Here is a 12,278-nt window from a genome sequence, read left to right on the forward strand (position 1 = left end):
CGTAACAGCAATGGTTGAGCTCGAAGATTTCAGTGATGCTGTGACGAATAGCGAGGTATTTGTCTGCCACCTTCACACGGGCTCGATGGTAAAAGTACGAACTTCGTGCCAGCTCCAACTGGGCAAGGAGCTCTGGCAGCCGATAGAGATCTTTGAGGGCGTCAACCAGCAATGTCTTCTCCCGGTTGGTCAGGAGCTGCAGATCGACACCCAAGCCCTTTTTTAATAGTTCATTGGCCTTCTTCAAGAGGTCATGCTCGAGCTGCAGTTGCCGGATATGCGTTGTAGATATTCGAGCTGGCGCTCCAATTCCTCTCGCTCCGGCACTGGCGGAGAGTTATTGCGGCGTTTCATGGATGAGGAAGCCTCACGACCGAGTAACTGGTTTTTCCAATTGTACAACGTCGGCCTGCACACGCCCAGCCTGTCAGCCACGTCCTGGGCGCTTTCTTGTCGATTGCAAAGCCCGATGACTCCGGCCTGCTTCAACGCCTCGGGATAAATTACACGCCCAGACCTGCCAACCAAGGCCTCCTTGGTCTCAGGAAACGCCTCTCTAACCCATGCGGTTAACATTGTGCGACCGGGATAACCCAATGCCCTCATCGTTGCAGCAAAGCAGCGATCATGAGTGAGGTAGTGCTCAACAGCCGCCTCCTTCTGAACTTGAGAATACTTGGGGGCCGGACCGCACAGCCCACACGCAAATCGAGACGTTGCTCGAATTCCCGGCACCAGCCCTTCAGGGCATTCTTAGTTGGATACCCAAGCTGACGAATGGTCGCTTTAACACGTTTGCCGAGCCTGATGTACAACTCGACCGCTCGAACTCTGTCTTCGTAGGAATACATGAATTACCTCCTGGTAGTCCAAGTTTTCGTCCGCATCCCCCGCTGAGCAGGCGGGGTTTGTGATGCACATGGGCCTGATCGCAGCCTGAGGCTGTGAGGGCCATGTCCAGTGTGTCGGTAACGTCCCGGGCCCGCATGGTGCTGCACAGCTTCCAGGCGATGATGTAGCGCGAGTAATCGTCGAGCACGGTGGACAGGTACATCCAGCCCCAACCGATGATCTTGAAGTCAAGTGAAGTCGGTCTGCCACATCTGGTTGGGCCGCACCGTCCTAGTGTGGAACTGATTTGCCGCCTTGATCACCACATAGGCCGGGCTGGTGATCAGGTCGTGGGCCTTGAGAAGCCGGTAAACGCTGGCCTCGGAGACGAAGTAGCTCTTCTCGTCGGTGAACTGCACAGCCAGTTCCTGAGGCGACAGTTCGGACTGCTCCAGTGCCAACTCGATGATCTGGTCATGGATGGCAGCTGGGATGCGGTTCCACACCCGGCGCGGCGCGGATGGCCGATCTTCCAATGCCTCAGGACCGCCACCGAGGTAGCGGTCATACCAGCGATAAAAGGTCCGACGCGGAATGCCCAGCCGGTCCAGAGTGCGTTTCGCCGGCAGGTGCGACTGCTCGACGAGATTGATGATCTCGAGTTTTTCGGATGCGGGATATCTCATTGCTGCTCGTCCCCATCCGCGATCATGCTTTTTTTAAGCAGACGGTTTTCCAGCGTCAGATCGGCAACGCATTCCTTGAGCGCACCAGCCTCACGGCGCAGATCCTTGACTTCATCACTGGTAGCAGCGCGCGCCGTATCACCCGCCAGGCGGCGCTTGCTGGCCTCCATGAACTCTTTGGACCAGGTGTAATACAGGCTATGCGCGATGCCTTCCTTGCGGCACAGCTCGGCAATGCTGTCTTCGCCACGCAAGCCATCGAGAACGATCCGGATCTTGTCTTCAGCTGAAAAGTGCCGCCGGGTTGCCCGGCGAATGTCCTTCACCACCTGCTCGGCAGGCTTTTTGGTATTCGAGGATTTGGCAGTCATCTTGGTTCCTTCGTCATGCAACGAGACCAAAACACTCCTTAAAGCTCAACCCTGAATCTGTGCCATGGGTGCTGACGGCGGACAGCTTTCAACGGTTGCAAGGTCATCTACGTCCCCTTCACCGATGGCATGCCGTCCGGCATGGCTCAGGATGTGGTGACCGGTTTCCTTGACGGTGACAAGGCACGCGGCCGGCCTGTAGGGCTGGCGATCGACGGCACCGGCGCCCTGCTGATCGCCGACGACGCGGGCAACACGATATGGCGGGTATCGGCCGCCGATGGTTCGGTTACGCCTGAGCCCATCCCGACAGACCGGATTGTTGACGTCGCAGCCGAGGCGGCCCCGGCTGCTGAGCCTGCTGCAGCGGTCCAGCCCGGGCCGGTGGAACCATCGCAAACCGAGATCGCACTGGCAGTCTCGCCCGAAGATGGTGCCCCCGCGCCACCAGCGCAGAACTAGTCACGCATGCACAAGCTCACGCAGGAGAAAGACGCAAAGACCCTAAACGCCAAGCTCTAGCGGCCGTAAAAGTCCGCCAGCGCCTCCATCTCGTCCTCTTCGAGGTACCGCACGACCTCGGCCATGATATGGCCATTCGGCCCACCCCGCTCCGGTCCAAGTTCCTTGAACAGCTTGAGCTGGTTCTGCAGATACCCGGCATCCTGGCCGTCAAGCCGCGGATACCCGGGACGGGCCTCGGCGCCATGGCAGGAATCGCAGGCTGGAATGTCCCGTGCGGGGATGCCCAGCCGCACGATGGTCGCTGCTTCTGCCGAGCCGCTGCCGACGGGCACGGCATCATCCCGCCCATAGAGTGCCCCCAGGTCTTCGATTTCAGCATCGCTCAGCGTCCGGGCAGCCGCCATCATCGTGCCGCTTTCCCGCGTTCCTTCACGGAAGGCCCTGAGCGCAGCTTCGATATAGCCCGGCGTCTGGATGTCGAGGCGGGGTGTACCGGGAACAGCGCCCTGACCGTCCACCCCATGGCAGCCCGTGCAGCCGCCGGCGACAATACGCTCATAGTCCTTCGCTTCCATGTCGGGCAGGGCCATGAGGAAGGCTACCATGTCCCAGACCTCGTCATCGCGCATCTGCGTTGGCCAGCCAGGCATGGCCGTGCGCCGAATGCCGTGCTTGACCGTGGCGAAGACGCGCGCCTCGGGATGCCACTGAGCCATTCGCTCCACCAGCAGTGGCGGGTTTGGACTGAGATTGTCGGCAAATTGTTCGGCGGGCGCCGAGGGACTGCCGTGGCAATCGGCGCAGACCATGTCGTAATGGCCAGCACCGCGTTCGACCATGCCGGGTGTGTCGAGCGACGGCACTGTCAGGCCGACCGAGCGCAGGGTGATGGACTGCTGTGCAGCGAGATTGAAATACCAGTCGAACAGCGCTGGCTGACCGGGCACGGCGGAACTGGGGATGAGCCCGCTGAGTGGCACGAAGCCAAGCCCCAGCAGACTCAGCCCGACACCGATGACATAGGGTCTGAGGTCTGTCATGCCGCCGTCCGCCTCTGAAGCACGCGGGCCATCAAAACCAGTCCGCCGGCAAGATAGATCACCCCGCCAATACCCAGCATGATCACGCCGCCCAGCTGTTGATCCACCAGGGCCGGCAGGCCGCCCGCCTGGTGCAGATGTTCGCCATAGACCGTGCGCGGCGCCAAGCCTAGCAATGCGCCAAGCAACGTCATATGCATCGACGTGAAGAACAGCGCCATCGCCCCTGCCAGCGCAGCGCTGCGCCGCGTTTCGGTCGTGCTAGCTAGAGCTATCAGCCAGACCAGCAGCGACACCAGCGCGAAACTGATCTGCTCTGCGGCCAAAGCCCAGGGCAGCGTGCGCGACGCATGATGCAGCGCCGGCGCATGCCAGCCCCAGACCACAACTAGGTCAAGGATGCTGACGGTGATCGGCAGCGCGACCTGCGAGCGCAGCCTGCCGCGGTCCGCCACGGACGGCCCAATGCCGGCAGCCAGCAGCGGAATGCCGATGCCGACCACGGTCATGTGCAGGGTCATGTGGGCCGCAAAACTTGCCGCGACCAATCCCGGCATTGGTCCGCACCATGCGAAAGCAAGTACGGCAATCCCGGAAATGGTAAGCCAGCGGTCGATCATCGGCAGGTCGAAAGATAGAGCATGGGAATGGTGACGTAGATAACGGCCACCGCCGACAGAACGCAGAGCATCAGCGCCACATGGCTGAGAAAGCGGTGCCGCTCCTCGGGCGTGTTGTGCTCGAATTCGAAGTCATTGTCGGTAAGGCTGCGGGCCCTGACGCGCCAAATCTGCAATGTCGAAAGACCGATAAGCGCCAGGGCGACGAGCGATGCGACAATGACCACGATGGTCGGCTGGTCGAGCGGCGCATCGCGCCCTGCTTTGGCGCAATAGACAGCGCCGTAAACATAGCAGAAGAGGAAATGCAGCGCCCACACGACCGGTGCAGCGATGACCCGCCACAGGTCAGTGCCATAGCCGGTTTCGCGTTCGAGTTCGTTATGGGCGGGTTTGGCACTCATTGCAGCAGCGGAAAGCCTCCGATGACGAGTGCGGTGAGCAACGCGCAGACGCCGGTGAAATGCCAGTAGAGCGTCACGTTCCACAGGTCTGCGTCATGCCGGGGCGTCAGCTTGCCGAAGATGGAGCGGGCCAGCGCATAGGCCTGCATGATCATCCCTGCCATCAGGTGCAGCACGATCCAGACGACCAGCCCCCAGACGATGGCGGGATAGGAATGCGCCGTGGGATCGAGGCCAGTCGTCCATGGTCCGGCCATCAGCGCCACGCCCGTCAGCGCGGCGGCGATGATACCGGTTACGAGCAAGCCGCGCGATAGAGTGACCTGACCGGCGGCGTTAGTCAGCCGCGCTCCCAGCGTCGCCATCCACGTGACGACGGCCAGTCCAGCGGCGACCATCGGCCATTGCCAGCCCGGGCCGTCGATACCGATCGGTGGAAAATCGGGGTGGATGGTCCAGAAGAAGAAATAGCCGAACAGCACGGCTAGAAAGGCTGTGAGATCGCCCGTCATGGTGATGAACATTGCCCACCAGCCGGTAGACTGCGGACCGGCAACGTACAATGGCACCCTCCGGCCATCGCCGATGTCCTTAGTCTGCTTTTCTGGGATTTCGGCCGTGCCAGTCCACAGCCAGCACAGGACAACCGCCAGGAAGAACAGGGCGCTGCCTAGTGTCGGCCACCACAGCTTCCAGACGGGGAAGATGAAGGCGCCGCCAAGGCCGATGGCAGCCAGCATCGGCAGCCAAGTGGGCGTCCCGACGCGTAGCACCTGGGTCGGCTCTGCATCGAGCACCGAGGTAACCAGTGTCTCGCGCCGGCCTTCCTTCGCGTCTGCGAGCAAGCCCTTCCCCTCGTCGATCGTCGCGAGCAGCGTCTTGTCGTCCCAAATGGGATAGCGGCTGTCGATCTGCGGAATCGAGCGCAGACCCCAGTCGTCAGCCGGTACCTTACCGGCCCATTCGAGCGTTCCCGCCTTCCAGACATTGCGCGGAGCATTTGGCTCACTGGATTTGGGCCGCACGCAATCCCACACGAACAACAGAAATCCTGCAGCGAAGATGAAGGCGCCGACGGTCGAGAGCAGGTTGAGATCGCCCCACTGACGCAGCGCGCCGTAGGTGAAGATGCGCCGCGGCATACCCAGGAGGCCCGTCAGGTGCATGGGCAGGAACGTGACGTTGAAGCCGATGAAGCTAAGCCAGAACGACCAGATGCCCAGCTTGCGAGACAGCAGCTTTCCGGTGGCGAACGGGTAGTAATATTGTACGCCCGCAATCACCGGAAACAGCATGCCGCCGATCAGCGTGTAATGGAGGTGTGCGACGACGAAATAGCTGTCGTGCGCCTGGAAATCGAACGGCGCGACGGCCAGCATTACGCCTGTCAGCCCGCCGACGATGAAGGTCGCCAGCGCGCCCAGGCAATAAAGCATCGGCACGGTCCGCACCACATTGCCTAGCATAACCGTTGCGATGAAGACAAAAAGCTGAATACCGGTGGGAATGGCCACGGCTTCAGACGCCGCCGAGAAAAAGCCCAGCGAAATTGAGGGCAGGCCGGTGGTGAACATGTGGTGAACCCAGAGCCCGAAGCTCAGGAAGCCGGTGCCGATGGCCGAAAGCACGATCCATGAATAACCGGCGAGCGGGCGCTGGGCGAAGGTGGGAATGATCATCGCCAGCAGCGCAATGGACGGCAGGAAGATGATGTAGACCTCCGGATGCCCGAAGATCCAGAACAGGTGCTGCCACAGCAGAGGATCGCCGCCCCGCGTCACGTCGAAGAAGGGCCAGTCAAAGGCGCGTTCCATCTCGAACAGGAAATCACCGGCGATCAGCGGCGGGAAGGCGAAGAGGATCATCGCCCCGACCACCAGCACATACCAGCCATAGGCCGGCGTCAGGTTGATATGCATCCCCGGCGCCCGGCATTTGAGCACGCCCACGATCAGTTCGACCGCCGCGGCGATCGACGCCACCTCGATGAAGCTGAGGCCCAGCAACCAGATGTCGGCCCCGATGCCGCCTTGCTCGGTCGAGAGCGGCGGATACATGAACCAGCCGGCATCGGGCGCCGCGTTGAAGAAGATCGAGCCGCATACGAACACGCCGCCGATGAGAAAGCACCAGAAACCAAAGGCGGAGAGGCGCGGAAACGGCAGGTCGCGCGCGCCCAGCATGGCCGGCAGGATGAGGATCGCCACCGCCTCGAAGATGGGCACGGCGAACAGGAACATCATCACCGTGCCATGCAGGGTGAAGAGCTGGTTATAGGTTTCGGCCGACACCAGATTATTGTTCGGCACCGCCAGTTGTGTGCGGATGATCAACGCCAGCACGCCGCCGAACAGCATGAAGGCGAAGGCTGCCGAGATGTACCAGATGCCGATCACCGAGTTATTCACGTCGGAGAAATAGGCCCAGCCTTTTGGGCGGGCCCAAGCCTTGGCCAGACGCTGTTCCTGGGCAGCCGTGTCGGTCATTTGAGCTCCAGCAGAAAATCCACGATGGCCGTACGCTCGGCATCGGGCAAGGTAGCGAAAGACGGCATGCGGACACCCGGCTTGATATGAGTGGGGGCGATTAGCCAGTCATCGAGGTTCGCGCGGGTCAGCTCCAGCGTGCCGGCACCGATGCTGCGGCGACTGGCGAAATGGGTCAGGTCCGGCCCAACCGATCCCGCTTCGCTGACACCGCGCACGACGTGGCAGGCGCCGCAGCCGGCGGCGACGAATGCATCTGCGCCACTGGCGGTCGCTGGCTGGCGTTGGGCAGCAAGCCAGGTCGCGAAATCTGCCGCCTCGTGCACCATCACTGGGAAGGCCATTAGCGCGTGCGAGGTACCGCAGAATTCCGCGCAGACGCCGCGATATATACCTTGCTTGGTCGGGGTTAGGCGCAGCAGATTGGTGCGCCCGGGAATGGCATCCATCTTGCCTCCGAGGGCGGGTATCCAGAAAGAGTGGATCACGTCCGTGGAAGTGAGTGCGAATTCCACAGTCGCACCGACCGGCAGGTGCACCTCGTTGGCAGTGGCGATCCGCACGCCATCCTCACCCTCGTAGGCAAGGCGCCACCAAAACTGCTCGGCGACCACACTAACGCGCAGGTCGGGCGCGTCGGTACCACGCCAGTCGGGCAGCAGGGCTAGCCCGAATACCAACAAAGCGGCGAGGCCAATGGTGGGAAAGGCGACACCGCCAAAAAACACGAAGCGGTCGGCGAACCGTTCGCTGCGGGGGCGTCTCTTGCCCACGACGGCATAAATCGCTGCCCCCATGATGACGCACCAAACCACGGCGCCGCCGATGGTCATGAACCAGAACAGGTTGGCCAGTTCGGTCGCGTCGACTCCTGCCGGGTGAAGGGCGCTTTGCTCGGGGCTGCAGGCCGCAAGGACAATGGCCGGCAGGGTTGCCGACGCCAGCCGCGCGCTTCGTCCTGCAATGTTAAGCCTAGCCCGCCGCATCAGCCCCCGCGCGTTGAATGTACGTTGGGAACGCAGCGGCTATCCATGAGTTCCTGCTTCACCCGGTCGCACAGGACATCAGCATGCCACAGCCGAGAGGCTATTCCAGCATCCAGATTATCCTGCACTGGACCATCGCAGCCCTGATCATCTTCCAGCTGTTCGTCAATGAGGCTATGCAGCGGGCCTTTTCGGAACGGCTGGATGGCGAAAGCCTGGATGGATTTAGCGGAGCGTTGCTGCACATGGTGGTCGGCCTCACCGTGCTTGTCCTGGCAGTAATTCGACTGGCCATTCGCACCATACGCGGCGCGCCGCCCCCGCATGCCGATACGCCCGCAATCCTCAACTGGCTGGGTCACGCCACTCATGTGCTGCTCTACTGCTTTATTTTCGCCATGCCGCTGACCGGCGCCATCGCATGGTTCTTCGGCATCGAGTTCGCCGCGGAACTACACGAGGTCGGCCGACTTATCCTGGTTCCGGCGATTGGCTTTCACGTCATAGGCGCGCTCGCTGAGCATTTTGTCTATCGAAACGACACGCTGCGACGGATGCTTCGTTCAAATGGAGATTGAACATTTGCTGGTGCGCGGCGTCGTCCAAACCAATCCGCCCAAAGAACGTCCCGCTGCCCCGAATGGACAACGGACGAGCGTAGTGCGTACAGCGCCTTCTTGTGATTGTAGATTTTTATCCGGCCTTGAATGTCCTTCGTGTGGATCACGGACAAGTGCCTGCTGATCGTTTGCGTGACTGGATCACTCTTGTCGCTTGATGTCAGCAGCGCCTCCAGTACCGTATCTATCTTGGTTTCGGCCTCTGCTGTACCACATCATGCGACATTTCTGGTGCTCGGGATCATTGTTATCGCAACGCCGTGAGAGATCGTCCCTCGTCACCGGTCTACTAATGAGTGGAAAGGTTGAACCGTATAACGCCGGCACTACAGGTTCGCTTTAAGCTTTCCGCGCCGAACTGGATGAAATCAGTTGGTCGGCAACGCTGCCTGACCTGAGCAACGTCGCTGTGCCGTTTGAGTTGCCGGCGTCGTGGCTATCTCGCAGCACAAGTTCGGCACCGACGAGTATCTTCACCGGCGGCTGGGGTTCCCCGGCGTTGATGATCTCGTCGAGGATCGCCACGGCAAGGTAACCGATTTTTCGCTTGGACACTTCAATCGTCGTCAGGCTCGGATTCATGGTCGCGCTTTGAGGCAGATTGTCAAAGCCGATGATCGAGACGTCACCGGGGATCGAAACGCCGTGTTCGCGAAGAGCGCGAATGAAGCCATAGGCAATGATGTCATTGGTGCAGAAGTAGCATCGGGCGAGCTTAAGCCCGTCTGAAAGCAGCCGGCGCGTGTCGAGATAAGAGCCTTCATAAGTTGATTCGACGGACAGTATGTCCGCCGGATCGATAGTTATTCCGAGGCGGTCGACGTTGGAGAAAAATGCCTCGCGCCTCAGACGAAAATTGGTGGTGTCCACATGCGAGGTCACAAAGCCAATGCGTTCGAAGCCCTGCTCCTGAAAACGGGCCAATACCTTATGGACGGCATCCTCGTTGTTCATGTCCACAAAGTTGGCGTCCACGATGGGGTGGAAGGTGTCGATAAAGACTGTCGGCACGCCCAGCCCCTGGATCAGCACAATATCTTCTTCGGTCAGCTCGGTGCCCAAGACGATCACCCCAGAAATTGGGGCTCCGGCAATGGTCTCGGCCACCGCGCTGATTGGCTGACCCTCGAAACTGGCGATTTCCAGCTTGTAGCTCCGCCTACTGGCTTCCGACGACATGCCATCGATGTAATCGGAGATGAAGACGCTGTGATCGCGATTAACGGTGTGGCCATGCTTAGCAATCTTCAGAAACCGCAAGGTTGCAGCAGCCGCTGAACCGCTTTTGGCCACGCGGGGCACATAATTCAGGCTAGCTACTGCCTCGAGCACCCGCGCCCTGGTGACGCTCGATATTTCGCCCTTACCATTGAGAACCAGCGAAACCGTCGCAGCGGAGACACCTGCCGCGGCGGCGATGTCCTTGATCGTGAGTTTTTTGTCGTGCCTCAAGGACTTGTACTTCCTTCCGCAGCTTGGGGGAAAGTTTAGTAAACGTCTGCGGTGGCAAACGCCTAAGGCAAAATCACCGACCCCGCAACAGCCTTCGAACAACCCCACTTGCCAAGGCACTACGTCCTTGATAGCAATATTCACTAAAGCATGCAAAGTTTTACTAAACGTGGAGGGAGGCCATGGGTAAATCTGCTGGGCAGCTGGTCATGCTCATTGTCATCAATGGCCTCTTGCTCGTTTTGGGCGCCCTGATTTCTGGCGGCTCGTTCCTCTCGAGCTACAATTTGCAATCCATGGCCAGTCAGGTCCCGGAAATCGGGCTCTTGGCGATTGGCGTGATGCTGGCTATGTGCGCCGGGCAAGGAGGGATCGACCTTTCCGGCATCGCGCTGGCCAATCTGTCGGGCGTCGTCTCGGCCGTCATCATGTCCACTTTCGTGTCGGCAAGCACCGACCCCAGCGCTTTCAGCATCGCTTTCATCGCTGGGGCCGTCCTCATCGGGCTGTTGGGTGGCATCATCAACGGGGCGCTGATCGCCTATCTCAAGATCACGCCGATCCTATGCACGCTTGGCACTCAAATGGCGTTCATGGGTCTTGCCGTGGTGGTCTCGGGGGGCAAGGCAGTCACCGTTGGCAGCCCTGCGCTGTTGTCTAGCATCGGCAACGACATGGTGCTGCAAGTGCCGATTGCCTTTGTGATCTTTGCCTTTGCCGCAGCCCTGGTAGCCGCATTGCTGAGGTTCACCCCTTATGGGTTATGGCTCATGCTGATGGGGACCAATCCCAAGGCCGCACTCTATGCCGGCTTCCCCAAGAATGGCGTGCTGGTCGCGACTTATGCCATTTCGGGCCTGCTCTCGGGCGTGGCGGGCATCATTATCGCGGCGCGCAATGTCAACGTGAAGTTCGATTATGGCAGCTCCTATCTCCTGATCGCCATCCTTATCGCAGTGATGGCGGGCGTTAAACCCGAGGGCGGCTACGGTCGCGTGCTGAGCGTCGTTCTCAGCGCCATTGCGTTGCAGTTGATGTCGAGCCTGCTCAATTTTGGCGGCCTCTCCAATTTCGTGCGCGACTTTGCCTGGGGACTGCTGCTGCTGACCTTTCTCGCGGTCGGGCGCTACCGCATTGCAGGCTTCCTGCCGTCTATCAAACGTCAAACCAATCCTTCGGCGCCTAGCCCTCAGGGTCCGAAGTAAAACAAGGTGAGGGAAAACGAGTGGAGGAAATCATGAAGTCTCTTTCCAAAAAACTGCTGATCGGCGTGGCCGCTGCGGCCGTTTCTCTGGCAGCGCCGGCCGCTACTGTTGTCGCGCAGGACAAGCCGGTTATCGCTACCGTCGTCAAGATCAGCGGTATTCCGTGGTTCGATCGCATGAGCACCGGCGTTGCGGCGTTCGCTCTGGCCAATCCGGATATCGATGCAAGCCAGAGTGGTCCGGCCACCGCGGACTCGGCCCAGCAATTGCAGATCGTCAACGATTTGGTGGCCAAGGGCGTCGACGCCTTGGCGGTGGTGCCGATGGATCCTGCCGTTTTGGAAGGCACCCTTCAGCGGGCCATCGAACGCGGCATCATAGTGGTAACGCATGAGGCCGACAACCAGACCAATACCAATGCCGATGTCGAGGCCTTCAACAATGCCGACTACGGCACGGCCCTGAACGAACGGCTTGCCCAATGCATGGGTGGGGAGGGCAAGTGGACGACGTTCGTCGGTTCGCTCGGCAGCCGCACGCATATGCAATGGGTGGGCTCAGGCGAGGAAAATGCCAAGAAATATCCGGGCATGGCGCTGGTCGATCCTAACAATGAATCCTTCGACGATGCCAACGGCACCTATGAGAAGGCCAAGGAAATCCTGCGCAAATATCCCGACATCAAGGGTTTCCAGACTTCGGCGGGCAATGACGTCCTCGGCGTTGGTCGGGCTATCGACGAAGCCGGCTTGAGCGGCAAGGTGTGTCTGGTCGGTACCGGCTTGCCCAACCCATCAGCAGATCTGCTCGACTCCGGCGCGATCACTGCGATCGGCTTCTGGGATCCCCAGAAGGCTGGCATGGCCATGAACGTGATCGCCAAGTTGCTGCTGGAAAAGAAGGAGCTGACGGACGGCATGGATCTGGGCGTTGAGGGTTATGACCACGTCTCCGTCACCAAAGGTCCGGGCGCCGGCGTCCTGGTCGTCGGAAACGGCATGGTTCTGGCCGACAAGTCGAATTACAAGCAATACCTGTTCTAGACAGCGTCATAGCGAGACACAGCTACAATCCGGCCGCCACGGCGGCCGGAAAAGCGTGAAGGAAGTTCC

Annotated in this window: 9 protein-coding genes and 3 pseudogenes; 4 read left to right on the top strand and 8 right to left on the bottom strand. The window is 60.3% G+C overall.

Features of this window, described 5'->3' with window-relative positions:
- Both WH91_RS14495 and WH91_RS23555 read right to left on the bottom strand, forming a co-directional pair.
- Positions 1–851: pseudogene (locus tag WH91_RS14495) on the bottom strand (transposase); the annotation flags it as partial.
- 41 nt (positions 852–892) lie between these two features.
- A pseudogene (locus tag WH91_RS23555) lies at positions 893–1,888 on the bottom strand (DDE-type integrase/transposase/recombinase); the annotation flags it as partial.
- Between the two features lie 78 nt (positions 1,889–1,966).
- On the opposite strand from WH91_RS23555, the pseudogene WH91_RS14510 reads away from it, so the two are divergent.
- Positions 1,967–2,350, top strand: a pseudogene (locus tag WH91_RS14510) (PQQ-dependent sugar dehydrogenase); the annotation flags it as partial.
- Between the two features lie 56 nt (positions 2,351–2,406).
- Here WH91_RS14510 and WH91_RS22700 read toward each other — a convergent pair.
- From WH91_RS22700 to coxB, 5 genes are read right to left on the bottom strand one after another with little or no spacing between them, the layout of a single operon-like run.
- Positions 2,407–3,393: a c-type cytochrome gene (locus WH91_RS22700; protein WP_052952854.1), complete on the bottom strand. Its 987-nt coding sequence runs from the start codon at positions 3,391–3,393 to the stop codon at positions 2,407–2,409.
- Entirely contained in the window at positions 3,390–4,013 is a 624-nt protein-coding gene (locus WH91_RS14520; protein WP_074797805.1) for a cytochrome c oxidase assembly protein, read from the bottom strand. Before WH91_RS14520 ends, WH91_RS22700 begins: the two co-directional genes overlap by 4 nt.
- Positions 4,010–4,417 (bottom strand): hypothetical protein, encoded by a 408-nt coding sequence (locus WH91_RS14525; protein WP_046171735.1) that lies wholly within the window; start codon positions 4,415–4,417, stop codon positions 4,010–4,012. The genes WH91_RS14520 and WH91_RS14525 overlap by 4 nt, the downstream gene beginning before the upstream one ends.
- A complete protein-coding gene (gene ctaD / locus WH91_RS14530) occupies positions 4,414–6,903 on the bottom strand; it encodes a cytochrome c oxidase subunit I (RefSeq protein ID WP_046171736.1) in 2,490 nt (829 codons plus the stop codon). The genes WH91_RS14525 and ctaD overlap by 4 nt, the downstream gene beginning before the upstream one ends.
- Positions 6,900–7,889 carry a cytochrome c oxidase subunit II gene (coxB, locus tag WH91_RS14535; RefSeq protein WP_082102186.1) on the bottom strand — a complete coding sequence of 330 codons (990 nt, stop codon included), beginning with the start codon at positions 7,887–7,889 and terminating at the stop codon, positions 6,900–6,902. The genes ctaD and coxB overlap by 4 nt, the downstream gene beginning before the upstream one ends.
- An 83-nt stretch (positions 7,890–7,972) precedes the next feature.
- On the opposite strand from coxB, the gene WH91_RS14540 reads away from it, so the two are divergent.
- Positions 7,973–8,467 carry a cytochrome b gene (locus WH91_RS14540; protein ID WP_046171752.1) on the top strand — a complete coding sequence of 165 codons (495 nt, stop codon included), beginning with the start codon at positions 7,973–7,975 and terminating at the stop codon, positions 8,465–8,467.
- A 381-nt stretch (positions 8,468–8,848) separates the two neighbouring features.
- Here WH91_RS14540 and WH91_RS14545 read toward each other — a convergent pair whose 3' ends face one another.
- Positions 8,849–10,105, bottom strand: a complete 1,257-nt coding sequence (locus tag WH91_RS14545) for a substrate-binding domain-containing protein (protein WP_248305823.1) — start codon at positions 10,103–10,105, stop codon at positions 8,849–8,851.
- A 38-nt stretch (positions 10,106–10,143) separates the two neighbouring features.
- Between WH91_RS14545 and WH91_RS14550 the strand changes: the two genes are divergently transcribed.
- Both WH91_RS14550 and WH91_RS14555 read left to right on the top strand, forming a co-directional pair.
- Positions 10,144–11,166 carry an ABC transporter permease gene (locus WH91_RS14550; protein WP_046171738.1) on the top strand — a complete coding sequence of 341 codons (1,023 nt, stop codon included), beginning with the start codon at positions 10,144–10,146 and terminating at the stop codon, positions 11,164–11,166.
- A gap of 32 nt (positions 11,167–11,198) precedes the next feature.
- Positions 11,199–12,209, top strand: a complete 1,011-nt coding sequence (locus tag WH91_RS14555) for a substrate-binding domain-containing protein (RefSeq protein WP_046171753.1) — start codon at positions 11,199–11,201, stop codon at positions 12,207–12,209.
- Positions 12,210–12,278 lie beyond the last annotated feature (69 nt).

It is taken from the genome of Devosia psychrophila, from assembly GCF_000971275.1.
In the GTDB taxonomy this organism is placed as follows: Bacteria; Pseudomonadota; Alphaproteobacteria; order Rhizobiales; family Devosiaceae; genus Devosia; species Devosia psychrophila.

Coding starts and splice junctions, on each gene's coding strand:
- WH91_RS22700 (WP_052952854.1), bottom strand. CDS start 3,393: ATGACAGACCTCAGACCCTATGTCATCGGTGTCGGGCTGAGTCTGCTG.
- WH91_RS14520 (WP_074797805.1), bottom strand. CDS start 4,013: ATGATCGACCGCTGGCTTACCATTTCCGGGATTGCCGTACTTGCTTTC.
- WH91_RS14525 (WP_046171735.1), bottom strand. CDS start 4,417: ATGAGTGCCAAACCCGCCCATAACGAACTCGAACGCGAAACCGGCTAT.
- ctaD (WP_046171736.1), bottom strand. CDS start 6,903: ATGACCGACACGGCTGCCCAGGAACAGCGTCTGGCCAAGGCTTGGGCC.
- coxB (WP_082102186.1), bottom strand. CDS start 7,889: ATGCGGCGGGCTAGGCTTAACATTGCAGGACGAAGCGCGCGGCTGGCG.
- WH91_RS14540 (WP_046171752.1), top strand. CDS start 7,973: ATGCCACAGCCGAGAGGCTATTCCAGCATCCAGATTATCCTGCACTGG.
- WH91_RS14550 (WP_046171738.1), top strand. CDS start 10,144: ATGGGTAAATCTGCTGGGCAGCTGGTCATGCTCATTGTCATCAATGGC.
- WH91_RS14555 (WP_046171753.1), top strand. CDS start 11,199: ATGAAGTCTCTTTCCAAAAAACTGCTGATCGGCGTGGCCGCTGCGGCC.